This window comes from Lelliottia jeotgali (assembly GCF_977070485.1).
The window spans coordinates 82154-107503 of sequence record NZ_CDRVFO010000017.1; the positions used below are offsets into that span (position 1 = coordinate 82154).

30 protein-coding genes are annotated in these 25350 nt (G+C 60.5%); 1 reads left to right on the forward strand and 29 read right to left on the reverse strand.

Annotated features, from left to right (window positions below; genetic code table 11):
• Window position 1: 1 nt before the first annotated feature.
• The 28 genes from ACW4TB_RS22145 to ACW4TB_RS22280 form a co-directional block, all read right to left on the reverse strand.
• A complete protein-coding gene (locus ACW4TB_RS22145) occupies window positions 2–226 on the reverse strand; it encodes a hypothetical protein (RefSeq protein WP_064314709.1) in 225 nt (74 codons plus the stop codon).
• Between the two features lie 13 nt (window positions 227–239).
• Entirely contained in the window at window positions 240–734 is a 495-nt protein-coding gene (locus ACW4TB_RS22150) for a DUF2514 domain-containing protein (RefSeq protein WP_064314710.1), read from the reverse strand.
• Window positions 731–1219: a glycoside hydrolase family 24 protein gene (locus ACW4TB_RS22155; RefSeq protein WP_064314362.1), complete on the reverse strand. Its 489-nt coding sequence runs from the start codon at window positions 1217–1219 to the stop codon at window positions 731–733. The genes ACW4TB_RS22150 and ACW4TB_RS22155 overlap by 4 nt, the downstream gene beginning before the upstream one ends.
• 59 nt (window positions 1220–1278) lie before the next feature.
• Window positions 1279–1503, reverse strand: coding sequence for a hypothetical protein (locus tag ACW4TB_RS22160; RefSeq protein ID WP_064314711.1), 225 nt, complete (start codon window positions 1501–1503; stop codon window positions 1279–1281).
• 61 nt (window positions 1504–1564) lie between these two features.
• Window positions 1565–1735, reverse strand: a complete 171-nt coding sequence (locus ACW4TB_RS22165; protein WP_009681808.1) for a hypothetical protein — start codon at window positions 1733–1735, stop codon at window positions 1565–1567.
• Window positions 1719–2099, reverse strand: a complete 381-nt coding sequence (locus tag ACW4TB_RS22170) for a hypothetical protein (protein WP_064314712.1) — start codon at window positions 2097–2099, stop codon at window positions 1719–1721. The genes ACW4TB_RS22165 and ACW4TB_RS22170 overlap by 17 nt, the downstream gene beginning before the upstream one ends.
• The gene (locus ACW4TB_RS22175) at window positions 2096–8977 is read right to left on the reverse strand and encodes a phage tail tip fiber protein (RefSeq protein WP_455828555.1); all 6882 of its coding nucleotides are present in this window, start codon (window positions 8975–8977) and stop codon (window positions 2096–2098) included. The genes ACW4TB_RS22170 and ACW4TB_RS22175 overlap by 4 nt, the downstream gene beginning before the upstream one ends.
• Window positions 8977–9375 carry a DUF6950 family protein gene (locus ACW4TB_RS22180; RefSeq protein WP_064314501.1) on the reverse strand — a complete coding sequence of 133 codons (399 nt, stop codon included), beginning with the start codon at window positions 9373–9375 and terminating at the stop codon, window positions 8977–8979. Before ACW4TB_RS22180 ends, ACW4TB_RS22175 begins: the two co-directional genes overlap by 1 nt.
• Window positions 9376–9380: 5 nt before the next feature.
• Window positions 9381–9977: a hypothetical protein gene (locus ACW4TB_RS22185; protein WP_064314502.1), complete on the reverse strand. Its 597-nt coding sequence runs from the start codon at window positions 9975–9977 to the stop codon at window positions 9381–9383.
• Window positions 9977–10561, reverse strand: coding sequence for a hypothetical protein (locus ACW4TB_RS22190; protein ID WP_455828553.1), 585 nt, complete (start codon window positions 10559–10561; stop codon window positions 9977–9979). The genes ACW4TB_RS22185 and ACW4TB_RS22190 overlap by 1 nt, the downstream gene beginning before the upstream one ends.
• A gap of 9 nt (window positions 10562–10570) precedes the next feature.
• Window positions 10571–13912, reverse strand: coding sequence for a tape measure protein (locus tag ACW4TB_RS22195; RefSeq protein ID WP_154211954.1), 3342 nt, complete (start codon window positions 13910–13912; stop codon window positions 10571–10573).
• A 37-nt stretch (window positions 13913–13949) separates the two neighbouring features.
• Window positions 13950–14306 (reverse strand): hypothetical protein, encoded by a 357-nt coding sequence (locus ACW4TB_RS22200; RefSeq protein ID WP_064314505.1) that lies wholly within the window; start codon window positions 14304–14306, stop codon window positions 13950–13952.
• A gap of 62 nt (window positions 14307–14368) precedes the next feature.
• The gene (locus ACW4TB_RS22205) at window positions 14369–14665 is read right to left on the reverse strand and encodes a phage tail assembly protein T (protein WP_154211957.1); all 297 of its coding nucleotides are present in this window, start codon (window positions 14663–14665) and stop codon (window positions 14369–14371) included.
• 23 nt (window positions 14666–14688) lie between these two features.
• Window positions 14689–15156, reverse strand: a complete 468-nt coding sequence (locus ACW4TB_RS22210; protein WP_154211956.1) for a phage tail assembly chaperone — start codon at window positions 15154–15156, stop codon at window positions 14689–14691.
• A complete protein-coding gene (locus tag ACW4TB_RS22215) occupies window positions 15156–15626 on the reverse strand; it encodes a phage tail tube protein (protein WP_064314507.1) in 471 nt (156 codons plus the stop codon). Before ACW4TB_RS22215 ends, ACW4TB_RS22210 begins: the two co-directional genes overlap by 1 nt.
• A gap of 8 nt (window positions 15627–15634) precedes the next feature.
• Window positions 15635–15982, reverse strand: coding sequence for a tail completion protein gp17 (gene gp17 / locus ACW4TB_RS22220; protein ID WP_455828551.1), 348 nt, complete (start codon window positions 15980–15982; stop codon window positions 15635–15637).
• 4 nt (window positions 15983–15986) lie between these two features.
• The gene (locus tag ACW4TB_RS22225; protein ID WP_064314509.1) at window positions 15987–16457 is read right to left on the reverse strand and encodes an HK97-gp10 family putative phage morphogenesis protein; all 471 of its coding nucleotides are present in this window, start codon (window positions 16455–16457) and stop codon (window positions 15987–15989) included.
• Entirely contained in the window at window positions 16454–16774 is a 321-nt protein-coding gene (locus ACW4TB_RS22230) for a phage head closure protein (protein WP_064314510.1), read from the reverse strand. The genes ACW4TB_RS22225 and ACW4TB_RS22230 overlap by 4 nt, the downstream gene beginning before the upstream one ends.
• Complete coding sequence (locus ACW4TB_RS22235; RefSeq protein ID WP_064314511.1) at window positions 16774–17250, reverse strand: head-tail connector protein; 477 nt, start codon at window positions 17248–17250, stop codon at window positions 16774–16776. The genes ACW4TB_RS22230 and ACW4TB_RS22235 overlap by 1 nt, the downstream gene beginning before the upstream one ends.
• A 3-nt stretch (window positions 17251–17253) precedes the next feature.
• Complete coding sequence (locus ACW4TB_RS22240; protein ID WP_064314512.1) at window positions 17254–17643, reverse strand: hypothetical protein; 390 nt, start codon at window positions 17641–17643, stop codon at window positions 17254–17256.
• A 43-nt stretch (window positions 17644–17686) separates the two neighbouring features.
• The gene (locus ACW4TB_RS22245; RefSeq protein WP_064314513.1) at window positions 17687–18901 is read right to left on the reverse strand and encodes a phage major capsid protein; all 1215 of its coding nucleotides are present in this window, start codon (window positions 18899–18901) and stop codon (window positions 17687–17689) included.
• A 14-nt stretch (window positions 18902–18915) separates the two neighbouring features.
• On the reverse strand, window positions 18916–19791 hold the full coding sequence (locus ACW4TB_RS22250; RefSeq protein ID WP_009685295.1) for a head maturation protease, ClpP-related: 876 nt from the start codon (window positions 19789–19791) through the stop codon (window positions 18916–18918).
• A 13-nt stretch (window positions 19792–19804) separates the two neighbouring features.
• The gene (locus tag ACW4TB_RS22255; protein WP_455843080.1) at window positions 19805–21205 is read right to left on the reverse strand and encodes a phage portal protein; all 1401 of its coding nucleotides are present in this window, start codon (window positions 21203–21205) and stop codon (window positions 19805–19807) included.
• Window positions 21202–22899 (reverse strand): terminase large subunit, encoded by a 1698-nt coding sequence (locus tag ACW4TB_RS22260; RefSeq protein ID WP_064314515.1) that lies wholly within the window; start codon window positions 22897–22899, stop codon window positions 21202–21204. Before ACW4TB_RS22260 ends, ACW4TB_RS22255 begins: the two co-directional genes overlap by 4 nt.
• Window positions 22896–23369, reverse strand: a complete 474-nt coding sequence (locus ACW4TB_RS22265; protein WP_064314516.1) for a terminase small subunit — start codon at window positions 23367–23369, stop codon at window positions 22896–22898. Before ACW4TB_RS22265 ends, ACW4TB_RS22260 begins: the two co-directional genes overlap by 4 nt.
• 154 nt (window positions 23370–23523) lie before the next feature.
• On the reverse strand, window positions 23524–23862 hold the full coding sequence (locus ACW4TB_RS22270; protein WP_064314517.1) for an HNH endonuclease: 339 nt from the start codon (window positions 23860–23862) through the stop codon (window positions 23524–23526).
• Window positions 23862–24050 carry a hypothetical protein gene (locus tag ACW4TB_RS22275; RefSeq protein ID WP_064314518.1) on the reverse strand — a complete coding sequence of 63 codons (189 nt, stop codon included), beginning with the start codon at window positions 24048–24050 and terminating at the stop codon, window positions 23862–23864. Before ACW4TB_RS22275 ends, ACW4TB_RS22270 begins: the two co-directional genes overlap by 1 nt.
• The gene (locus tag ACW4TB_RS22280) at window positions 24047–24340 is read right to left on the reverse strand and encodes a hypothetical protein (protein WP_064314519.1); all 294 of its coding nucleotides are present in this window, start codon (window positions 24338–24340) and stop codon (window positions 24047–24049) included. The genes ACW4TB_RS22275 and ACW4TB_RS22280 overlap by 4 nt, the downstream gene beginning before the upstream one ends.
• Window positions 24341–24731: 391 nt before the next feature.
• Here ACW4TB_RS22280 and ACW4TB_RS22285 point away from each other — a divergent pair, with 391 nt between their 5' ends.
• Window positions 24732–24962, forward strand: coding sequence for a hypothetical protein (locus ACW4TB_RS22285; RefSeq protein ID WP_042111232.1), 231 nt, complete (start codon window positions 24732–24734; stop codon window positions 24960–24962).
• A gap of 65 nt (window positions 24963–25027) precedes the next feature.
• Here ACW4TB_RS22285 and ACW4TB_RS22290 read toward each other — a convergent pair.
• Window positions 25028–25350, reverse strand: a 323-nt coding sequence (locus ACW4TB_RS22290; RefSeq protein ID WP_455843079.1) for a hypothetical protein, incomplete at its 5' end; no start/stop codon positions are given.

The following is a 25350-nucleotide window of genomic DNA, read 5'->3' on the forward strand; positions in this document are numbered from 1 at the left end:
ATCAGTGAAGACGGGGCAGGTCTTTGCCCCGGGCCGTGGCCACCACGCGCAGTTGATAGTCGGATACCGCCTGGAACAAAGATTCCGCCAGCAGCCGCAGCCGCTCGACCTCCTCGGCCGGCGCGCCGCAATCCTTGGCCTGGTGATACTCGCGCATTGCGTCGATGGCCTGCTGAATCAGCGGCTCGCCGGCCTCGACCATGCCGATGAAGGTGCGCTTGTCCACTGCCCTGCTCCGATCACTTGATCAGCGCATTATAGGATGCTTCGCATGCGAGCCCCGCTATTCGGGCTTGGTCATAAGCTTTCGCCAATTCTCCCGCTCGAGCATCAGCCCGTGTGAGCAGGTCGGAGAGCACCATGGCGGCGCGGGTGGCTGCCTTGCCTCGGGCGATAGCACCGGTATCCGGGCCGGGGCAACTGACGGAGGCTGCGAGCTGAGCGACGTCGTGCTGCAGCCGCTGGCCAGCAACATCGGCGCCAGCAGCCCCAGTGTCAGCCACTTGGTGTTGTTCGTGTGCACGGGCTCTCGCCTCCTCCTGCGCCTGGGCGCGTCGTTGTTCTTCCGCGCGGGCATCGCGCTGTCCCAACGTCTCGGCCAGCCGATCGCCGCTATCACGCTGCGCCGATGTGGCAAGCGCCTGACTGCGCTCCACCGACCGGCCATGCTGGTATATGCCCCAATATGAAGCCAGCACCAGGGCCAATAGGCCCAGCCGCACCGGCCAGTTCATGCCAGCGCTCCGCCGAGCTCCACCCAGCGCCCGAGCAGCTTGTCCAGGCGGTGCGGGTTTTGCCCATAGCTGTTGCCCGGGAAGCTGGCCCAGATGTTCGAGCACTTGGCGATCGCCTCCTGAATGCGGCCGGCTTTGACATCGTCGAGGGCGCGGCGCTCGCGGATCTGCTGCAGGGCTACGCGATCCTGATTCTCAGGGGTGAAGCCGCCAGACAGGCGCAGGCTGACCCGGTACGCATCCCAGTAACGCTCGAGCAGCTGGTACCGGCCGGCAGCGGTGCTGGTGACCGGTTTGCCGTTGATGGGGAATGTCAGCTTGCGCCTTGGGTGGTCGGCGTACCCCTGGAACAGGCCGCCACCGTACAGCACGTTGTAGCCGTCATCGCTGGCTTTTACGGTCGAGGTGCCTTCGGAAAAAGCGATCAGATCCAGAAACCGGAGCACATTCGCGCCTCCGGCCTGGGGTTCGGTGAGTCTGGCCATGGTTTCTCCAAGCGAAAAAAAGCCCGCGCTTGGCGGGCATTGGGTGGTTGCGAACGCCGTCAGGCAGCAGACGCCTCAGGCCCTGGTGCTGGTTCTGCCGGATCTTTCGCGCTGATGGAGACCTTGGCGGTGTAGTCCTTCAGCACTTGGGCGACACAGACCTGGGCGGCCGGGAACTGGGTCAGAATCTCGCGGGCTCGGGCGTCGGCCTCCTCCTGGGTGGCGTAGCGAGTTTTGTTGGCAACTTCGTAGTCATTGCTCAGGTTGATGGCGACAAATGGCATGGGTAAATCTCCAGGCAAAAGAAGCCCGCTCGATGGCGGGCATTGGGTAGTCGGCTTGGATTCAAGCCTTGGGGTGTTGCTGCTTGATCTGCTGCAGGGTCGAGAAGAACGGCTCAGCCTTGGGCATATGCCCTTGATTCATCGCGTGCCACAGCATGTCCAGTTGCTCCTCCACCGGCGGGTACTCGGCCGCACGGCGCTTGGTGTGGTCGCTCTTATGCTGAATTTTCAACGGTGAACTCCTGATCGCGGTATGGCCAAAGGGTGACCGTGACGGTGTAGATACCCGGCGCCGAAAATCCCAGCTCGATGTCACTGCCGTCAGCGGTGTAGGTTTCGCTCTCGATGTTGACGGCGGCACCTTCGTGCACCCCCTTCAACCAGAGCCCTTGGAGAACCGCCCCCATCTGGGGGCGCTCCTTGAGCATTTGCCCCATCACGAAGTGATCGGCCGGCCTTGCCGGTGTGGCCACCTGGATGAAAGGCCGGTCGGTGTTGAGCCTGATGATCTGCTTCCCGTACTCGGGCGGGCAGCTGACGGCAAATACGATCCGGCCGTCAGGCTCATAGGCTGCGAAGTGTCCAGTGTTGATCATCGTTTGGTTCCCATCGCAAAGAGGTTATGATTTTTCACGCCGACCCCCGTGTTCTCCCCCCACCACTTCACAGTGACGACGAAAAAACCCGGGCCAACGCCGATTGATCCCATCAGGTTAGGGAAACCATCCGCCCAGTCGCCGCCACCTTCCGCGATCACCAAGCCGTTGATATCCATCTGGAATTGGTACTTACGGATACCACTGCCAAACCCTTGGTAGCAGCTGTACTGGGCCGTGATGAAACCGCCCTCGTCCATCTGAACGCCGACAGCGACTAGGTTTTGCCATTGGCCTACCCCCGCACCCAGCACATTCCCGGGGCTGCTTGCCGATACCGGCACAGTGACAGCGTTACCACGAATTCGCAGCGTGTCGATTTCCGCCACCCCGATCTTCGCGGACGTAATCGCACCGTTGGCGATCTTGGCGTTGATGATGCTGCCATCACGAATGAAGGCATCATTCATAAACACCTGGCCGCCTTGAATCGCAAACGGGCTGACGTAACCATTGCCGGCGGCGTTGATTACCGCGAACTGGTCCGCCAAGACGGCCACGACCGACTGCAGCACCCCATTCTGGTTCTGAATGCCTACTCCAATCCCACCGAGCGCATAAACTCCGCTTTGCGTAACTGCAACCTTGATCGAGAACTGAGCGTTGACCCGATTATTCAATCCGGTCTGCGCGGTACTGATCTGCTGTACCGAAGCATTGGTGGCCCCCAAAGACGATTGGGTGCTCTGAATTTGCTGACTGAGTGCTCCATCAGCATCGCTTCGGGCCTTGGCTTCGTTCTGAATCGCGGCGTTGGCATCTCCGACAGAGGACAGCAGTCCATTTATCCTCTGTGTTTCAGCCGCCAGCTTGTCGCCCTGCTGGGATACGTTGACACTGAGCGAATCAAACGCCCTACCCGAAGCAGCCACCGACCGCCGACCGGCTGCGATGTAGGCAATGTCCACCTCGCCATTGGCATCACCTGAGTTGTACATGTCCAGGCGGATGGCCCAGATCTTCTTCCCGTTCCAGCCTGCGTGGCCGGAAAGGTCGAACTCAATGTCCTGCCAGTCCCCGTTAGAGGTGCTGATAGGCCAATTGAACCGCCGGGCCTCGGCAAGGCCCCCATCCTCATTGGCCCAGTACATAGCCGCACTGGTCCGGCCGGTGTTGCGCCGGCGCAGCCTGATCCTCACAAGAGGGTTCGCGGCTCCGTCTATGACGGGGAAGGTGTTGGTTGCCTGAATGGTCGTGAACTTGGCGACAGTTGCGTACTGAGGGCCAGCGGTCAGGGTTGCTCCAGACGTATTGGCTATCCATCCCTCGACCGAGTTAACGAACTCCCAAGTCTGCCCAGCCACGAATGGCAGAGCGGTGCCAATCTTCGCCTCCAGGTTGGTGATGCTCGTGGATTGCGCAGTCAGTCCGCTTTCCGTAGCAGCGACGCGGTTGGCCACGCTGGTCAGCGCAGCGGTCGACGCCTTACTGGCCAGGCCAGTGGAACCGTTGTTGACGCTGTTCTCAAGGCTGGTCGTTCTGCCGGACACAGAGGTGATGTCTTTGCCCTGCTGGCTCACGCTGGATGTCAGGCCGTCGACTGCCGGAGAAACGGCGCCGATGGTGGTGCTGTTGACCTGCCCGTTGTCTCGCCAGCCAGTCGGCCGCGAACCGTATTCGACCTGTGGCCTGGCAACCTCGAAAGTACCAGCAGCACTACTCCCGCTTGCAGCGTGGGCCCGGTAAAACACCCGAACCTTGGCGGCGCCAGCAGGAGCAATCGATGTGAACGACACGCGATCGCCGGACACCGATACGGGCACAACCAGCGAGGCCGGAGCAGAGATTACGGCTCCGGCGGCGTTTGCCCACTGATGGAAGATCCTCAATCCCAAATCGCCTGAATCGGAGGTCTTTCTTGCATAGATCGACGACGTCACCGTCTGACCTGGGGCAACTGCAGGAGCCCGTTCACTTGCTGTGACCAGCGACGTGTAAGGGTTGCCCGAAGCTGTTGTGCCAACGCCGGTGGTGGTGCACCGATATGCATTTTCTGCAGCGTTAAGCCAGGAGCTGACCATTGAGGGCGTATAGGTCGCCGTCCCTTCCGGCACCCATCCATCAGGATTGTTCCCCGTAGCTGCTCCCAATTTGGTGAAAGCCGGGTTGTAGAGCAGATTCTCTCCGCCAACGTCTCCGATCGAATTGTCCAGTTGAGTTAGCCGACCACTGACTGACGTCAGCCCCTCCTCCGTGCTGGAGACACGACCCGATACGCTGTTGATCGCTGCAGCGTTTGCTTGCGCTGCGCTTTGAGCGTTCTTGGCGTTGTCCTTCCAGGCACTCACTACCGTGGATAGTTCAGCTTGGGCGCGATCAATCTCGTAGTAGCCGTCACTGGCGGTACCACCCAAAGGACCTCTGACGCGTAAAAGAAGGTCTGCCCCGATCGTCCCCGCTGGAGCGGCAGCGCCAGTGAAGACTGGTCGGTTCCATGCGTCGCTCAGAATGGTTCGGAGCGGTCCATGCGTCCCTACCGTGGCCCCACCACTGTTCTTGTATTGCAGGTATATCTCGCTGACCAGATCCTGGGTGCCCCGGACATACGCCGACACTGTCAGTACCTGCCCTGGCGCCATGGACACCCAGCTTGCGTTCGGTAGCGCAACATCCACATACGCGGAGCCGGACAGCCCTTTGGCATCGACACGCTGCGCCTTACCGCGAGGGTCCAAGGTTGACGGCACCAACGACAGGAGCCGATTGGGTGCAGACAGCGAGGAGCCAATACGCCAGCCATCAGCAAGGCCGGCAGTTGGCCCCTCTACCTCAAACGAAGGGTTAGGCAGTAGGTTCTCGCCGCCAACCTGGCCGAGCGATGCATTAATGCCAGTGATCGCCTCGCCAGCGGCGGTGATGGCTGTGCCCTGTTGCTCTACCTTATTCGTGAGGCTCTGAACGGTAGAGGCATCAGCCTTTGTCGCTACTTGGCTCAGGGCATTGGCCGCTGCTGCTGCGGCATCCGTGGCTACCTTGTCCGAAACTGCCTGCCATGCGGAGCCATTCCACCGTTTGGGTGTGTTCCCGCCACCTGTGGTATCAATCCAAAGGTTCTGGATCTGCTGGTTGATGGCTGAAGGTGTTGAGTTTTGGACGATCACCTTGCCCTTGGCGTCAGCGAGGCTGTATGCGTCTTGGGCAGCCTTCTGCGCAGCTGACACATTACCGTTGGTGGCATTGAGCCCACCCTGCAGATTTACGATCGACTGGCTCTGGCTGGATAGCTTTCCTTCTGCTTCGGTAACCGCGTTGTTCAGAGTGGAAACGGCTTCTGCCGAGGCCGAGGCGGAACGCCTACCAACGGCGATATAAGCGATATCGATCTCGCCGCTTGTATCACCGGAGTTCATCATGTCCAGGCGGATGGCGTAAATTTTCTTGCCGTTCCACCCGGCATGGCCGGACAGGTCAAGCTCGATGTCCTGCCAATCCGTGGTTGTGGCGCTGATGAACCACCCAAAGCGCCTTGCCTCGGCCAATCCGCCGTCTTCGTTGGCCCAGTACATCTGGGCACCCGCCCGGCTGGTATTACGCCGCCGTAGCCTGATCCGCAGATAAGGGTTCTCTGCGCCTGCAACGACTGGGGTGAAATTGCACTGAAGGTTCGGGTTTGCAGTCACGGTAGCAAACAGCGGGCCCGCAGTAATCGTCCCGTTTGTCGCGGTCGCCACCCAACCCCTTGTCGAACCGGTGAACTCCCAGGCACGGCCAGCAACGAATGGCTGGGCAGCGCCTACGCTGTTTTTCAGCTGCGTGATATCAGTGCTCTGGCTGCTCAGTGCCCCTTCAGCAGCCTCCACTCGGTTACCCAGGGACTGGACAGCCGAAGCATCCGCCTTCTTGCTCACACTATCGGTCAACGAAGTCAGGGCTTGGCTCTGCGACAAAAGCTGCTGATCCTGCGCCTTGTCCTTGTCTTCGGTAGCCGCCACCCGGGTGGTGACCTGCTGCAGCGCCTGCGAGCTGGCCTTGCCGTCGATGCTGGTCTGCATGCCGTCCATGCGGGTGGCTTGCGACGTGAGCTTGCCCTCGGCATCGCTGACCCGGGTGGTCAGGCTGCTGACTACCGTGGCGTCGGCCTTAGTCTGGGCCAAGGCCAATGCGCCGGCGGCAGCTGCGGCAGCATCGGTTGCAACCTTGTCAGTAACAGCGACCCAGGCGGTGCCACTCCACCTCTTCGGCGTGTTGGCATTGCTGGTGGTGTCGATCCAAAGGTTCTGAGCCAGACGGTCGGCGACGGCAGGCGCGGCCGACTGAACAATGACCTTGCCCTTCCCGCCCGCGAGCGTGGCCGCATCCTGCGCAGCCTGCTGGGCAGCCGACACGTTGCCGTTGGTGGTGGTAAGGCTCGACTGCAGGCCCGAGATCTGCTGGGCCTGGGCTGAGGTGGCGCCCTCCAGGGTTTCGACTTTTGTTTCCATGGTCTGGACGCGCGCGGCCATGCCGTTGGCAGTCACCACCGCCTGGCCAACATCGGTCCAGTAGGTGGCGTTCGGCGGTGGCGTGTTCAGCGGTACCGCTTTTAGGGCCTGGTACAACTTGCCATCACTGCCCAGGGCGCTTTGCCCGACGCTGTAGGCCTTGTCTTTCCGGTACGGCAACGAGCCGGCCAAGGCCGAGACGTTGGCGATCTGCTGCTGCAGGTCGGCCTTGGCAGCCGACACATCAGTGCTCACAGCGGTGATCTGCTGCTGCAAATTGCCTTTGGTGGTGTTGAGGGCGTTGTTCACCTCACTGATCTGCTGGGCCAGCTCGGTCTTGGCCGTTCCTATTCGATCGTTGACCGACCCAGGCCCGTTCATGTCTATCAGGTCGATGCGACTGGTGAGCTGTTTACCCAGTTCGCTTTCGGTGATCTGGCCTGCAATGACATCCAGCATCTGGGTTGGATCGCTGGATGTCGCAGCAGGCACGAACAGGAAATCACTTTTTCCATACGCGTTCGCGGCCCGCACGTAGTAGAAGTACTCCCGGGCGAATGCCAGCCCAGTGTGGGTAAAGGTCAGGCCCTGTCCCAAGTACACAGCGTCCGCAATAGGCGCCGAAGGGTTGGTGGCATAGAAGTACTCATAGGTGCCGCCATTAAGGCTGTTTTGCAGGTTGGCCGGTACCAGCGTGATGGTATCGACCGACGCAAACACAGCACAGCTCTCCGGAACGGGAGGGCCACCCACGTTAACGCTGATGCTTGCCTCGCCAGATCGGGTGCCAGGGCCAAAGGCAACAACACTCATGGCGTAAACGCCAGAGGTGAGGCCATTGATGTTGCAACTCGAGGCTTCACCGCCAATCTTGAGGGACTGTACTACCTCGGTGCCCTTGCGAATCGTCACGGTGTAGCTGAGCACGGTCTGTATCGGTGGCGTCCAGCTCAGCACGCCTTGGACTACCTCGGCCACACCGCTGGGGGCCCAGGCCAAGCCAGTGACTGCAGCCAGGCCGCCAACCGGCAGGTTGATGAACCCTAACGGGTCATAGGGTTGGCCCACAGCATCATCAAAAATCGCTTGCTCATAGGGCTTGAGGGTGACTTTGCAGGCATCAGCGGCGCCCATGGTCCAATCGGTGACTATGAACTCGCCCAGGATATTCAGCGACGGCAGATCGACTTTGACTGCACGCCCCGGGCGGCAATTGTAACCATTGAAGTTCAGCGGCACGGCCAAAGAGCCACCCGAGCGCCGCCGCCGAAGGCTGATGTTAGCGAGCCGCTGAGCCAGGTAGGCGTCCGTCACGTAGGCAAACGACTGCGACTCAGCGAGCTCGCCACCATCGCTAGCGATCCAGTCCTGAATTGCGACCTCTGGATAGTCGGTCTCTGCCCAGGCCTGCGCGGGATCAATAAACGTCCCACGCATGGTGTTGATGGCGTCGCTGTTGCTGACCTCGGTCGTGCCCTCAACGGTGCCGATGACCATGTCTTCGTTGATGGTGAAGTCAGCCGGGCCATAGTAGGCGCCCACCTGCAGCGACCAACGGCCGCCAACGCGGATCAGTGTCCCGGCGCAGGCCGACAAAAGGTTATCCAGAACGGTATTTCGCTTTTCATCGGCACCAATGACCGCGCCGGCGAAATACCTGCGGGTGCCCGTGTTATCTGGCCCGATAACAGTTTCATCGCATACGTTGGCCGCACTGGCGAAAGATTCAAAGATGATCTCGTCATCAGGAATCGCGCAGCGGTTGCGCAGGTACCAGAGAATCAGCAGCGCCGTGTTGGCCGAGTATCCCAAGGCGCCGTTGCGCGGGTCATACACATCACTGCGCCCGCGGACCACGAAGCGCACATCAGGAATGCCGGATGGAAATTTCTCTGCGTCATACTTGAACGACAGGCGAACAAACGATAGGCCGCGGCCGATCTGCTCTTGGCGCCAGTCTGGGCAGTTGGCCAGGAGGAACGCGTTTGCCTGGGTCGGGTCAATGATCACCTCAGAAGTGGCATTCTCCCCCAACTCAGACAGGGGTCGCTCATCCACGTAGATCTCATCGACACCCGCAATGGCGCCTTCGGACAGTACGTAGACAATATGCAGCCACTCACCACTGGTCTGATCACCAGGCTGTTCCTGAACCCAGGCGAGCACACCCCCAGTGCTGACACGGCCAAGAATGAAGCGAACCGGAGCCTTGGACGACCGAACGGTCTGTGAGCTTGGCTCGGAGCTATTGGCGCCTGATACCTTGGCTGCGCCAGTGAGGCCGGCGAAGATGCCCTGTACGCCGCCGAACACGTCCTTGATCGCGCCAACGGGATCGTACAACGCTTTGATTGGAGCCGTTACCAGCTTGGCAACCGACTTGATAGATTTGCTCACTATTCAACTCTCCATGCCGCCAGTGGGTTGCAGTCCACGCTGGCCGCGCCTATGTCGGTTGCCGCCCAATAGCGATCTGACCAATACACCGCCACGCATTTGCCCTGCTCGTTCTCAAAAGCGACGATGTCGCCGCGCTGCACGAACTCAACGGGCACCCGCATGAAGTGAGCATCCAGTACGGCCTCAAGCGAGCCATGACGCGCTGCAATGACGCGCTTGGCGCCGATCTCCGTCTTGTATCGCCCGCGGTACTCCTTCGCCGGATCAACGCCGCAAATAGCCATTGAGCAGTCCGACACGAACAGGCAGCAGTCAAATTCGCCCCATAAAAAAGGCCGCTCGGAAGCGGCCTTAATGGTTGCGTGTAGCCTCGCGGGCCAATCTCGATAGCGCATGACATTTACTCGTAAGTGAAGGACGGCGCGTCTTTCTTGGCGCCCCAGTAGATGGGCCATTCCGCCATCTGCGCGACGGCGTAGAAGAAGCGGTCACCGTCGTGGCGGGCTCGGTGGTTCTCGTCGGTCCAGCGCTCAGTACCAATCCGGTTCCACTCGGCCATGCGGTCGATAATGGTGACCGTGATGGTGCTATCCCCGCCCGATCCGCCATAGGAAAGTTTGGCGGCGTCCATACGACCGCTGAACAGAATATCAGCCGCGTAATTCCCGGCCTCGTCATAAACGACAAACATCAGGCGGGCCGACCGGCCTCGACAGCCAGCCACCGAGGTTTGGGAAAGGATGTAGCTGTCCAGGCCATTCAGCGTCAGATCGATGGACAGGGAAGAGCCCGAGTCAGCGCTTTCGCTGGCCGCGCCCACTTCGCCGAAGGTGCCAACGCCGTCGTACGCGTGACCGTTGATGACCAGTTGACCAGTGCCTGTGTGTGCTCTGACCATGCCATCCGCGAAATCCAGCTCGCAGGCGAACACCGGCGTGAAGTTGCCTGCAGCAATGATGCTCAGCACTGAGGATGAAAATGGGAAAACTGCAGCCATTAGAAGGCCTCCCGACATTCGATGGAGAGCTCGGCCACCACGGGCCTGATAGCAAGGGTGTAGCTGTCTTCTGTGAGGCGCATGATCGAGTAAGGGTTTCGGTATTCCACTGCCGTGCCAGCTAGCAGGGCAGAGCGCAACCGTCTGTTCAGGGGCAATACAGCCGTGCCACCGGAGCTGGATACCACATCCTCAACCACCTCGTGCATCACACCATCAATGGTGATGTAGTCGCCCTGCCTGAACACCCGGCGGCTGCCCTGCAATCCACTCAGGGTAATAGTTGAGGCCATGGCTGAACCGGTCTGCACAACCGGGGCACCGATATTGTCCGTCCGCTTGCGCGTGAACGCAGGCAGCTTGAACGTGCCGAAGCGCCCCTGCAGGCGCCCCATGAACGCAGTCACGATCCGGTCACGATCACGGGTCAGCGGTGGCAGCGACAATGAGCACTTCCAATACGAACCCGGGTAACCCACGATCTGCTGGCTGTTGTTCAGCGTGGAGCTGAAGTCGCGGTTGTTGTAGAACATGCCCCAGCTCATCTCAGCAGGGCACACCTGGGCTGGCCATTCGATCGCCATCGTTCCACCTTAAATTTTCTTGCGGATGCTCTGCATGATCTGGCCATTTCGGTTCACGTCTTGGAGGATCGCAGTTACCGTCTGGCGCATGCCTTGCTGAACCATCGCTACCGTCTGAGGGCTCACGTCGCCGTTCACATGGAAGACCTGGTGGATAGCCACGGGTTGAGAGGCGAGCTTAGGATTAGAGCCAGCGCCAATGCTCGCACTGTCTTCGCCAGCAGATCCCGATCTTTCAGAGGCAAAGAATGAGGGCAGATTTGCTGAGCCGACGTAGCCACCATTGGCAAATCCACGCTTACCGCTTTGGTTCAGGCCAATCAGGTAGTCCTTCATGCCCGGCTGATCAACCACCTCCTTGCGAATCACCACTTCCCCGCCGTGCACAACACCTTTGGGCTCGTACTTGCCGCCCACGCCGGTGTAACCACCCTCCGAGAAGCCCGCTATCGCCGTAGCTGCCATAATCCCGATCGAGGCATAACCCAGGCCGGAAACCAGTGCTGCCGCTGGAATCCCGAGAATAGGCCCCATGGTCAGAGCTTTGGTGGCGGCCTCCTCCGTGTTAACGATGGCCTGGGCAATTGCCGCAGCCTTCGAGGCTGCAAACATGACCTTGTAAGCCGTCGAGCTCTTGCCAGCCATGTCGCCCATCATGTCCGCAACGCTGCCAGTCATTCCGGCGAAGATGCCAAGGGTTGTTGAGGTATAAGCGGACTGTATAGATTCGAGTTGGTCGGTATTTTGCTGATTGATATCCCTGACGCGATCAAGATACTGCTGCTCGCTCGACAGCTTAGCGTCATGCAATGCTTTTTGTCGGGCCAGCTCGGCTTCGTGCCATTCGGCCAATTTTTTATCGGCCTCAGCTACTTTTATTAGTTCACCGCTAGGCCCTCCGACAGAGGCGTCTAGGCCTCCAAAGCTTGGCGCCTCGGTGACGGATGCTTTTGAAATAGCGTCAGCGCCAGCGCGGTACTGATCAGAGCTAAGCGTTCCAGCACGATTGGCATCCTCCAGAACCTTCATCCGTTCGCGGGTGGTGGCAAGCAGCGATTGCTCCTTTGTCTGCAAGCTGGCCATTAAGCCGTCGTATTCCTTGCGCGCATTCAACGCGTCAAGTTCGATTGCTTTCCCCTCCAGCCGCAACTTGTTCTGCTGGCTCAGATTCGACAGTTCGCCGTTGGCCAGCTCGTAACGCAGACGACCCAGCTCGGTAGTCTCGCCGAACAGAGCCACCTGCTGGGTCAAGTTGGCCAAGGTCTGCTTGTAGGCATCATTCAGGCGCTCAGCCTGACGCTGGATATCCTCGGACGCCTTTTTAGCCCTCTGCTGCGCCTCTTCAGATGCCTTGGCTGCAGCTTCCGAACCCTGAATGGCCGTAGCGAGGATTCGCCAGCCCTCGGCTGTCCCTGGGTCAACCCCTTCACGCTCGATCCGACGGTTGATTTCGCCCAGAAGATCACCGCCATCACGAACAGATTGCAGGCGCTCCACCAGGTTCTTGGTGTAACTGTTCCAGCCGTCGACCGTTTTCTGGTCCGGGCCCGGCATGCTCTTCAATCCGGCATTGGCGCCAGCCGCAGCGGCGGCAACGTCATCCAGTCGGCCACGCAGCATGTTAGCCACGTCGCCATAATCACCCGAGGCCTTGATTGCCTCACCATAGGCAGCCGCCGAGGCGTTGATGGCTTTCGTCATCTCCTCGTTCGGACGGATGGCAGCGACAAGCTGCTGGGTGGCTGAATCAATGTCCTGGCCACCAGCAATCCGTCGATTGAACTGGGTTACTGCCTGGTCGCGCTGGAATGGGTTTGCGCCGTAGGTGTCGCCCCATTTGTCATTGGCCTGGGCAGATGCGCGAATCTCGCGCAAGGCTTTCTGAGCTGCGGCCTGGGCGTCAGCCTGCTGATCAAGAACTCCAGCAAGCTTGTATCGGGCCTGCTCCTTGCCCAGCTCGGCAAACTCCTTACGGAGCTCTTCGACGGGACGCTTGAGGTCAATGGTAGCTTTCCTGGCCTTTTCGCTGTTGGCACTGAACAACAGGTAGCTGGCAGCAACGGCGCCAGCGGTCAGAGCGAGGCCTGCAGGGCCTCCAAGGACGCCAAGAAGCGCACCGCCTGCCCTACTCGCGAGAGAGGTAGCCGCATTGTTTGCCGCTTGGGCAGCGGTTTGTGCAGCAGCCGCTTGGGCGTCCGCGAGACGCGCAAGCCTCAGTCGACTCAAGGCAGCGGCGTGAGCATCGGTGAACTTGGTAGCAGCAACCTGGGCTTCCGCCGCAATGGTCTCAGCTGCAGCGCGGCGGGCTGCCATTGTCGCCGCATCTAGTTGAGCAGCAGTCCTTCCGATCTCAGCAGATTGGGCGCTGCGGATTGCCTTTACCTGGTCCCACAAGTTCTTTGTGAAGTCGAGTACTTTTCTTCCGCCAAATGCGGCTCCTAGCGCCAGCGCCGAACCCGCCAGTACATCCATGTTTTCAGCAACTAACGTAATAGCTGCTGCTAGAACTTTCGTGCTGCCGGTGGTGCCATCCAACCCGCCAGCCCATGCCTGAAATGAGTTGTTGACGGTAGTCATGGCCGCGCCCACGGACCCGGGAAGGTCCTTAAACTCTCCCTGGAGAGTGCCTAGCTGGCTGATCAGAGCTGGGACAACTTTATCAATCGTAAGCAGACCTTGGTCCGCCATCGCTTTCAAGTCTTTCCGAGCGACCCCCATCCCTGTTGCCAATGCTCGTATAACTCGATCGCCGTTTTCGTTGACCGAGTTAAACTCCTCCCCTCTCAGCACCCCTTGACCAAGTGCCTGGGAGAACTGAGTGATCACAGATGATGCTTCGGCGCCACCTGCCCCCGATAGCTGTAGGCCGAGCGCCAATGCTTCCGTTACACCCAGCACATCGCTCGAGGAATATCCGAACTCGCGCATGGACGCGGAAGATCTGCTGAATAGGTTTGCGTTATCTGCGAAAGCCGTTCCGGTTCTTTGGCTGATTTCAAATAATGCTTTCTGGCTGACGGTAAAGTCTTCTGTACTGGTGGACGCCTGCTTAAGCCTGGCGTTAACCTGATTCCAGCTATCTGCCTGGTGAATCAAATTTCCAACTGCCAGCGCCCCTGCCATCGCACTTGCATATCCTCCGACAGAGGACGTTAGAGATTGCATAGCCGCACTTTGAGCGCGAACCGCAGCTTCTTGTGATCGCCAAGAGCTTACCGAGTCCCGATTGCCTGTCGTAATGGTGCGCAGATAGTTCTGTCCCATTCTCCCGGCTTTGGCCATCTCGCGCTGATAAGCACTGGTCTCAGCGGACACGCTAACGATCAGAGAGCGAAGTGTTTGCCCTGCCATGCCTTTCTCCAGACATTAAAAAACCCGCCGAAGCGGGTTAATTGGTTCTTTCACTTTGAACAATCTCGTTGCCCTCATCGATGTAATACCTCCATCGATTCCGGCAATCTGCATACACGACGATTTTATCTGGAGGGTTACTCAGCTTCTCAGATAGCCCAACGTACTCCACCTGGTCGCATCGAGTTTGTTTGCCGGCCTTGAATAGAGCAGCCCGCTCAACATTCTTGATTCGTTCAATTCCAGAATCCCCCCACTTCTGAAAAGTTCGAGGGTAATTTTCTCGCGTGTAAACAGAAAGGGCAGATTCGTCCACCACTACTTCGGAATCTGGCCTCTCAGAGCTTCCGCAACCGTAGATCACCAGCGGCAAAATAAATAATAAGCGCTTCATATTTCCTCCTTGGAAACGGAGGAATCTACCACGATGCACCATGTTGGAAAAAACTCGCCGACCTAACTCTCAACCGATTTCGCCATCAAGAAGGCCTTGAACAGCTCCTCCCCTTCTTCCAAGGCTTGCTCTGTAGCCGGCTTCTCCGCCTTCCATTGCGGCAGCAGATCCATCGGGGTCACCTTGGCGCCCTGGGCCTGCAGCGTCGATGCGGCTACGATCGCCGCCTGGATGTCACCTCGAGCATCGCTCAGCGGCGAATCCTCGTTGTAGGCCTGCCAGAGGAACAGTTCCTCAGCACTCATGTTCTGCTTGAGATCCTGCAGGGTCATGCCCAGCCGGAGGGCCAGAGTCAGCATGAAAGCCAACTCTGGCTCCTCCGTCAGCCGTTTCCCGCCGCTTCGACCGGGTCTTGTGCGCCAGCGCCCGCCTCGACACCGCTCAGCTCGAACGCCTTGCCCACCAGCCGGTCATGCACCGGACTGAATGCCTTCGCCACGGCGGGCACGTCCTCGTCCTCGAAGATTCGGGCGTGCGATTCGTCCAGCAGGGTGCGCGCCAACACGAAGGCGTATAGCGAAGAAGAGTCTATATCGACCAAGCGTGCGGCCTGGTCCTCATCGCCCCCCTCTTCCGGCTGCTTGCTCAAACCGACAGCCGCACGCGCCGCAGCCACTACAGCCGCAGCGCGACGCCGGTACTCGGCCCAGTCGCCTGCGCTCAATGCCATCACCACGACCTTGGCACCATCCCATTCCGGAACCTCAAGCGGCTCGTGCTTGAAATTCCGGATGGGGTCGAGGGCCATCGCACGCAGGCTAGACGCACCTGCAGCCTTTGTGCGGGCCATTATGGAGTCACCGGTGGAACAGTGAAGCTGACCTTGCCGGTGATACGAACGTTGAAGGTGCCATTCACGGTGCCGTTAGGTGCGGCGTCCCAAGTGAACTGGGTGACCAGGCCCAGGAAGGTCGAGGATGTGCCGTCCTTGAACACCGACTTGAATGCGCGTGGCTCGCCGTCATCACGAGCGGTGCGGAGCACGGTCTGGGCCTCGTCATCGGCTTTCCAGTTACCGGCCATGCTGAAGGTGCCGTTGTCGGCCAGACCGACGGTGAATTCCTTAGCCTCACTGGCCAGGGTGGTAACCTCGATCTCATCCGACTGGCCGCCTTGAAACTGCGGCTGCTTGATCGTCACCGACAGGTCGGCGTATTCCAGGCCTGCTTCGGCCGGATCGAGGGTGGTGGTCTTGGAAACGCTGAGCTGGGTACCCTGCGTTTTCACAAACTTCGCTTTGGTGGGGTTCTGCGCGGCCATGAGGCCTCCTATGGTTGCAGGGTGTACTCCCAGCGGACGCTGAAGAGCTTGGTGTCATCTTCGAATTCGTCAGGCAGGCGATCAGCGCTGCCGGTGGTGAAGTCGTCGCCGGCGGCGGTCATGGCCGCAAAGGCCTGTTCCGCAAGCGTGAGCGCTTCGAGGTAGGTGGTGCCCCAGGCGTCTAGCTGGATACTCGCTCCCCGAAAGCCATCTGGCCCGGATAGGGTGATTCCTACTTCACCACCTATGGTCTGGATCACTAGGCGGGGCTGAGCAGCGTCTACCGGTGCAACGCCGAAATACACGCGCCCCTCGACAAGAGGCGACAGCCTGTCGATCAGGGATTTCTCGATCATGGGATTACCGGGTGATGGCGTTATCGATACCTTCGGCCAGCTTGTCGCTCACGGCCTTTTCTATCTGGGGAAGGCTTCCGTCCCAGGCCGGCCGGATGAATGGATGGGCTCGCATCTTGGAGGTGCCAAGCTCCAAAAACTTCCAGTAGAACGGGGCATCCCAGTCGGTTGCCGAAGTTCGCCCTTTCTTGCCTGGGCGCTTTAGGGCCTTGGACTTCTTTCCTTTGGGACTCTTCACCCGGACGCCAGCAGTGGCGCCGCCTGGGGTATCCGACTGTTTGAGGCGAGTCGCGGTGATGTTTTTCTTGAGCTTGCCGGTGCGCACAGGCGCCGCAGCCCGAGCTTTGTCCCGAGCGATACGGGCACCGGCCATGACGGCATCACGCACGATCTTGTTGCCTGCGGCTTTCGCCAAGCGCTCGAAGTCCGCCTGTAGTTCTCCCAGCCCGAGCACCGTCAACGAACCATTGCTCATGATGGTTTCACCGTCTTGCACATGAGTTTGAGCATGTCCCGCTGGTTGGTAGGCAGCGGAGCGATGATCTCGTAGGTGATGCCCTGGTGAACCAGGTGCTGACCAGCGACCACATCCTTGCGGTACCGAATGTTGATCTCGGCGCTGACCTGTACTTGCATCTGTGACGCAGCTTCGTACATGCGGCCGGATGGAATGTTGATCTCCGCCCACAGCGGGCCAAGATCCCCCCAAACCTTGGTGGGCTGGCCCAAAGTATCCTTGCCCTCAATAAAGCCGCGGCGCATGCAGCGGTGCCGCAATGGTCCGGCACGCATCACACACCCAGCCGGATGCGATAGGGCATCAGCAGGTGTTGCGAGGCTATCGGAAGCTCAGTAACGGTGATCCCGGCCACAACGTCCTCACGATTGGCAAACAGGTGGCCGAGCTTGAGCAGGCAAGCCGCCTGGATGGACGGATTCAGCACCATGCCGTAGACGATGGCGTCGGCTTGGTCGTAGGCGTCGGCCAGCGCCTGGCGGGCGTGCTCGAGGAGGCGGCAGCGCAGGGTATGGTCCTGCTCCGCCTCCGCAGCAGCGACCGCGGCAGCATGCTCATCCTTGGCTTGCTGCAAGGCGGCCGACACGCCAGCGCGTGCTTCGTCGAGCGTAACCTGATCCAAGTAGAAGCGGCGGTTGAGGAACTGCATGGCCGTCTCTTCCGCTGCATCAAGCTGGGCTTGGACCAGTACCTGATCTTCAGGATCGGCCCGCAGGTGGTGCATGGCCAGATCGATGGCGATCACGGGCATGGGTTACTCCTCGGCCTGCGCCGGCTCGCCACCGGCGATCAGTCGCTCAGCTTCCGCATTGGCTTCTTCCTGATTACCGGAGAACGCGCCAACCTGGTTGCCTTCAACGTCCACCACGATGTACTTGCCAGCGCCCTTGTGCTTAGCCTTGAAGGTGGCGACTGGCGGAGCAATCGGCAAGGCTACCGGCCCCAGGCTGCTGGTGGTCAGCACGCCCGCGCCAGCGGCATCTTCCTTCGAAATGGTCACCACCACCTCGCCTTCGGAGTCGTCCAGTTCGACATAGCCCTTCTGGATCAACTGGCGTCCGTGCTGCTCGATGGTCTCGAAGGACGTGCCCTCCACAAGCGTCTGGCCGCCCAGGTACAGAGGTTTCAGGGTTTTCAGCTTCATGAATGCCTCCAGGGGCCGTCACTCGGACGGCCCTTACGCAGGGTTAAGGGGTGACCGGGGCGGCGAACTCACCGAAGATGAACGCTTCAGGACGCTTGACCGCCAGCGCAGCACGCTCTTCACAGCGGATCGAGATGAGGTTCTTCTCGAAGTCGTCGGCGTTCTCGGTCGAGATGACCACGTTGGCGTCTTCACGGTCGAACAACTGAGCGCCGGTCTGGAATGCGCCGGTCAGGAACTTGCCCAGGAAAGCAGCGACCTCGGTAGCCACCACAGGCAGCCCCCACAGCACGGGGCCAGCCAGACCCAGCGGGTTGGCAAGGATGTAACGGCCCAGCGTGTCCTTGGTCAATTCGATCTTGGCCCAGTCCATAAAGTGCAGGACATGGCCAGACGCAGGCAGGCGCGCTAGCTGGGCCTGCAGCATCGCCAAGCGGAGGTCGTCGATGCCCGAGCGCTTCTCGACCTCGAATGCCGGCACATACTTGGAGGCCTGCGGGACGATACCGTGCAGGTGCACACCGGTGCCGTCACCGAACAGGATCTCCTGCTCTTCGACGTACTTGAGGCCGTAGCGCATTTCTACGTCGATGGTCGAACCCAGCTGGGCGAAGTCGTCCAAGATCTGCTTGGAGGCCTTGAACATGTGGGCGATGGTCGATACCGCGGTGAGCTTCGACGCGAATTCGATGCTCGAGTACGGCTTGGCAGTTCCCTCGGCCACGACTTTGGCGGCGTTGGTGAAACCGGTCTGCTGCACCCAGAAGATCGCCGGGGCGGTAGTTCGACCCGGGGCGATCAGGTCGCGAATGAACAGCCGCTGCTTGGGCGCGGTGTCGATCCCGGGCAGGCGCTGAGGCTCGACGATGCCGGCGGGAACATCGGTGGACAGCAGGGCGGCGCTGACCGGGATGTTCACGCGCTTGCCGCCTTCGATGCTGGCCGCGAACTGCTTCAGCGCTTCGCTTTTGATCACCACGCCGCCAAGGCTGTCTTGGGCTTGCGGGGTGCCTGGCGAAGGCAGGCGTGCGAACTCCTGTTCGAGCTCGCCCAGCTGGGCTTTCAGCTGCTTCTCGGCCTCGGTCAGGCTGTTGAACTTGGTGGCCATCTCATCGACGGCGGCTTTGGTTTCTTCGGACAGGCTGCCGGCCTTCTTGGCCTCGGCCAGGGCGTTTTCGGCCTGTTTACTGAAATCGCTGGTCGCCTGTTTGAGCTCGGCGGAAACCTGCTTGAGCAGGTCAGCGGTATTGTCTGCCATGGGATTGTCTCCGGTTATTTGAGGGCTGCTGCCGAGAACCGCGACATGGCGGTCTGTAGTTCGGCAAAGTGGGTGGCCAGATCGGCCGGGGGTTCGGCAGCGCTGCGCGTACCGGAGGGGGCAGCGCCTGGCGTACCACCCTTGAGTTCTTGAATGAGGGACCGCCGCTCGGAGCGGGGCATCCCCTGCTTGGCCAGGATCGCGTCCAATCGGCGAGCTGCGACCTGGTGCGGCGCCTTGGCCTGTGGGTCTTCCTGCGCGGCGTCCGATGGGAGAAGGCCGTCAGCGAAGCCCGCTTCTACGGCCCCGCTCCCGCCCATCCACGTCTCGACATCCATGAGGGCGCGCATCGCGGAGACCTCATCGCCGGTTCTGACCGAGTAAATGTCGGCTAGGGTCGCGTCGATCTGGTCGAGGAAGTCGGCGACCTCGGTGAAGTCGTTTCGATCGCCGGCGGCGATGGTCCAGGCGTTGTGGATCATCATGAAGCCGGCGCGGGCGATCTGGATCTCATCGCCTGCCATGGCGATGAACGATGCAGCCGATGCAGCCAGGCCAAGCACCTGGACGGTTACCTTGCCCTTGTGCTCGCGCAGCAGGTTGTAGATCGCCAAGCCTTCGAAAACATCGCCGCCTGGGCTGTTGATCTTCACGGTGATGTCTTTGTCGCCGATGCTGCGAAGTGCGGCACTGACGCGCTTGGCGGTAACGCCCTCACCCGTCCACCAGTCCATGCCGATCGGGTCGTACATGGTGATGGTGGTGGAGTCGTCACCAGCTGCCGCCTTGATCGCTGGATTCCAGCGCTCCATGGCCTTGGGCAGTAGATCGGATTCGACGCGCGCGTGCGGCCGCACCGCCGGCGCTGCCGGTAGTGTCTTGAGAGTCATGGGTTACTCCAGGTCAGGCCGCTTTGAGCAGCGGCATCGATATCAGCGCGTGGGCCATCATTGGGCCGTCCGGGTTTCCGGCTTCCAGAGCCTGGGTCGCCAGTTCGACCGCCTGGTTGATGGCCTCTCGGTCGTCGCTGTTGCGCGCCGAGACCAGCCGAAGCATGAATGCCGAGGCCGCCGGGGATACGCCTGCGCTCGGCTTCCCGAGTTGATCCAGAGGTACCAACGCAGACTGGACCGTGTAGGTGTCACCGCCCGGGATAGGCGGCAGGTTCTCCAGCCGGCGCACCTCGTTGCGAGACATCCAGCCATTTTGCAGAGCCGTGTTGTACCAGGCCCCGCGGCCGGCGCTGTCCGCGCGCAGCAGACCTTCCACCGCGAACTCCGCGAAGTAGTCGTCGGCATCGGCCTCGCCGATCAGGCAGCGCGTGATCTCCTGCTCGATGTTGACCAGCAGAGGGCGCAGGCTGTTGGTGAGGAAGTGAAGGTTCTGCGCCTCAACCGAGGCGGCCCAGCTGGACTGCTTGTCCATGTGACCGACCATGAAGGGCGGCACACGGAACCAACGGCACATTTCCTCGATCCCGAAAGACCTGGACTCCAGCATCTGGGCGGCCTCAGGGTTCATCGTGATGCCCTGGTACTTGAAGCCTGCCTCCGCCACCATGATCTTGCCGGCGTTCTTCGACCCCATGAACGCCTGCATGCTGGCCCGAAGCTGCTCGCGCTGCTGCGGTGTGATCTTGGCGTCGCTGCTCAGGATGCCGGACGCCTGCATGCCCTGTGCGAACACCTTCGCCGCGGCCTCCTCGATCGCCATCGCCGAGCCGAAGATCTCGCGCCCAGTGGTTACCGGAAGCATCCCGCACACCCCATCCAGGCCAAAGCCGCGGATGTGCATCAGGTTCTTCTCGGGAATGTCGCGGTCCACGCCATTCCCGTTGTAGGTGTACTTCAGACGCCCGTTGTCCTGCCGTTTCACCCTCATGGACTGGGGGAGAAGCGGCACCAGGGCGATGATCCGGCTGCCGATCATCTTCTTCTCGACAAACGCATTACCTCGAAGGCAGATGCTCGCCACCACCAGCAGCATGAAGCGCTGCGGGGTCATCTCGGCGTTTGGGATTCGGCACAGCACACGGAACAGCGGATGGTCTTTGGCAACCTCGCGTGATCCGTCGGGAAGGCGCCGAAAAAGCTTGAGCGGCAGCGTAGAGACGGACTCGGACAGCAGCCTTACGCATGCCCATACCGTGGACAACTGCATGGCCTTGTCGACTGATACGTGCTTTCCAGATGCAGAGCTGCCGAACCATTCTTGCCAAAATGCGCCGTCCTTCAGGCCTATCGGCACCCCGAGCCAGTTTTGCAGCGCAGCCTTCACCCGGCCCGGTTTCTTGTCGGCCATCAGATTCCTACCATGATCGGGTTGTCAAAGAAGCCCTGGAGATCACCAGAGCCTTCCGGGTTCAGCGCCATCAGCGAAACAGCATCGAATGTCGACATCAGCGGATCGATCTTTGCCGAGCCGCTGGCCTGCTTGGTAATCGTGATGGCATTGCCTTGCGGAACGACACGGGCATTACCGACACACCAGTTCATCAGCGCGCTGCCGCAGTGGACCAGTTCGCCCCCAGCCACTTTGCGCTCGGTCGTCTTGATCGCGCCGTTGAGCTTCCAGCCCTGCGAGATGGCCACGATCTGCTCCATGGTGATCCCGCGCTCCTGGGTGGTCAGCTCGTCAACGATGTCGCCGATACCGGCCGAGTCCACACCGATTGCCAGCTTCTCCGGCAGCAGGCCGCGGTCCCTGATATCGCAGATGATGTCAGCCACCTGCTGGACGTCATCACCTGGTCGATCAACGACGGTCAGATCGCCCGCCTTCTCGAAGTCCCTCAGCGCACTGGCGATATCCTTCCGCCGCTCGAACACGATGTTGTGCGCCCAGGCGTGAGCCCAGTGGAGCCATTGGCGAGTGAAGGGCTCGCGACCGAGCACAGTCAGGCCGAGCAAGTCGTCAAGGCCGCCTCCGTCGATCCCCACCGTGACCACTTCAGAACGCTGCAGCAGGCTCTCCAGAGTCAGGCCAGCCTCGGCTCCAGCTTCCCAATGATCAGCGCCCGCCCAGCGGTCCGACCGCAGGTCCAGCCCAATCTCGACGTTGAGGTGTTTAGCCAAGAAGCCGCGAATTGCTCCCTCGCCCTCTGCCTGCGCCTCCTGATACTTCTGCTCGATCACCTCCTGATCGACAGAAAGCCCCCAATTGGGGTTTGTCACATGGGCGTTTGCCAGGTCACGATGTTCGTTCCGCTCGATCATCTCTTTCGGGAACTCGTAGATCACCGGCAGGAAGCGCCGGTCCTCGATCTCCCCGTCACGCACTTTGCGCGCATAGTCCAGCTTGGCCTTGAAGGCGCCGGCCGGCGGCTCATCGGACTGGGTGGTGCAGTAGAAAACGAAACCCTCTGGGCGTGACGCTAGGCCGCCAGTGGCCTCGACCAGCATCTTCGCCGACTTGGCCTGCTTGCCGAACTCCCAGAGCTCGTCGATGAACACACCAGTCGCTTTCTTGCCAGTGACAGTGGCCGAGTCGGCCGCCACCACCTTCAGGTTTGCCTTGTTCAGGTTGTCGGTGACGATCCGGTTGTATTCCTGCACATGGAACCTGGCCTGCAGGTCTTCGTCCGCATCGATCATGTCCCGGATCGGCTTGAACGCGTTGTCAGCCGCTTCCTTCGTGGGCGCCAGGATCAGGAACTCGCCAGAGGGCCGGGTGTTCAGGATCAGGGCCGTGAGCATGATGCCCGCTGCGATCGTCGACTTGCCGTTCTTCTTGCTCACCATCAGGAAGTAGTTGGTGATCAGCCTGCGGCCGGCGTCGGCGTCGTACGCGCCGAAGAGCGCGGCCACAACATCAAGCACCCAGCTGCGGCAGGTATCCCCCATCAGGGGGCTACCGTCGGCATCAACCATTCGAAGGTTGCAGAACACGTCGAGAGCATCTTCTGCCTGCTCGGGGAAGATGGGCTCCACCGGCACGAGTGCCTGGCCACGGACGATCCTGCTCTCCCAGTCGGGGCACGCGGTAGACCACTTCTTCATTTGACGGCCTTCAAGTGGCGCTCACGCAGCCCGAAGCGGTTGCCGCTAGCTCCCACCTTCGCCGCTTCTTCGAGCTTCTGTTCCTTTTTGCCCATGCCGGACTTCTTGCCGTGAAAGTACGGGAGCGCCGACTGGGCGGCGTTGCGCCGATCAAAGATCTTGGCCTGGGGATCGTTCATCAGCGCCAGTAACCAAACGAGCGGATCATCGGTGTTGGGTAGGTCAACCAGGTCGCCCGACTCGTCACCTGGCGGGTCGGCCTCGAAGGTCTCGCGCTCCGGCTCAGGCTTAACATTTCGGGGCGCCTTTAACTTTTCCAGGGCGGCAACAACGTCAGGGTCTTTGGCGAGCCGAGAACCTGCAGCCGAAGCGCTGCCCGCCGCGTAACCTGCGGCTTCCGCCGCTTCGCGATTCGAGGCTCCAGCAGCCTTGGACTCGACAAAACGGCGCTTTTTCGATGTTAACGCCATTAACAAAAACCTCTGAAACAGGGAAAAATTTCACGCGTGCGGGGGCAGGTGGTCTGGAAGCGAAAAGCCATGAACTCTCGACCCACCCCACCCCACCCCTTGAAATCGGGGAAATGACGTGCTTCAACCGCTTGAGGCACGCCATCGCCGTGCATCAACCGATCTGGCCGGCGGCCTCCTCGGCTGCCTTCACCACGTCGTGACAATGCCTGCACAGGGTCTGCCAGTTGCCTCGGTTCCAGAACAGCTTCATGTCGCCCCTGTGCGGGACGATGTGGTCGACGACAGTACCTGCGGTCACCCGCCCCTCACGCTGGCAGTACACACACAGCGGGTTGGCCTGGAGCCATTCGGCCCGCGCCACTTGCCACTTGTACCCATAGCCACGCTGGGCAGCTGTATCCTTCGCCGTTCGCCATGACTCCGGGTTGACCGTCGCCAGCCTTGATGGCTGCGCCTGCATCGGTGGCTTGAGGGACGTGAGCCTGGCCATCAGCGGCCACCGTGAACGGGCGTGCCATCCAGGTAGGCCAATGGCACGGCGTCAGGATCTACATCGTCACCGTCAGCCAGCGCTTCGATCAGTGCCAGGTTCTGCGCTGCTATCTGCTCAAGCAGGCTCGTCTGCTTCTGCAGCTCAGCGAGGAGCTGATCCATTCGCTCTTCAACAGCCAGGCTCATTGCTCTGCCTGCCGACACTGCCGCGAGTCGCTCATGAGGCTGGTGACCTCGATCTGATCCACCTGGGCATCCACCGTCACAACGGGAATCTCTCGAGGTAGCACGGTGATCACCGCATGCCACACCGGATTGTCCACCGAAACCTTGAGCTCAATGCTCAACACGCCCTCCAGCTCACTTCCATCACTGAGCAGGACCTTGGTCCCCGTCGCGAGGTGCGGGCTGTTCGGATTGGTGTTTGGTGCTGGAACGATGGTCGCCACCGCCAACGATTTGCTTTGATCGTTCATATGCCACCTTCATCCACTTGTTGATCCACTCGCGCCGAGCGGCGCATCCACTACAGGCCATTGCTCACCTCCTGTACCAGGTCAGCTGGTAGCACCGCGCATCGGCGGGTATCTCGGCGATGGGCCAGCGCAAGCAGCCCATGTACTTTCGCTCTGGCCGGGTGCGGCTCACACGCAGCGTCTGCACCAAATAGGCAGATCCGGCAGCAGTGGTTATGAAATCACTGACTGCAATGCCGTCGGCACCGTCGACATACAGCCTGCATGGTGTATAGGGTTGCTTGGCCATGTTCGATAAGCTCTCTCGCGCAATGAAATCGGCGCATCCGCGGGGTCGTCGGAACGACATTCCGCCCGGATGGTCGTAGCGGAAAGATCTGGAGAAACCGTGATGAAAGAAATCGAAGAGCTTATAGACAGGTGCGTTTTGTTAACCGAGAAGCTTGAAGGCCTACTGGAGGAGCATCCCGAGGCGTCCGGATCAGTTGTTTATCAAACTGCCGTTCGTGTCCTCACCATGGAGGTTAATCAGCTTCAGCAAGATGTAATTACCAAGGCAGCGCGCGGAGTCATCCACGAAAGGGATCAGCTTCAACCGGTCTTCGGTCGAGTGCTTCACTAATCTGGCGGAACGCATGATCAGCGTGCTCGCGCCACGAAACGGCGCATGTCTGATTTGTGGCGCGGCTACTGCGATACCCGGTTCAGCGCCTCATCAGCCTTGTCGGCTGCCTGGGTCGCGGTAGTGGCTGCCTTCGACGCCTTGGTCGCGGCGCTCTCGGCCTTTCTGGTCAGCTCGTCCAGACGCTTGTCACGTTCAGCCATTGCGGCGTCGTAGGCCTTCCGGATCTCGTCGACCTGGTGCGACTGAGTGCTGGCCATCGACCAATAAGCAGACTGCCAACCCAGAACTGCACCGCCTGCAATGAGCACCACAGCGATGACCCACACCTCTGCCCGTCGCCACCAGCGTCGAGCGATGAATTCCAAAGCGCATTTGTCCATCAGGC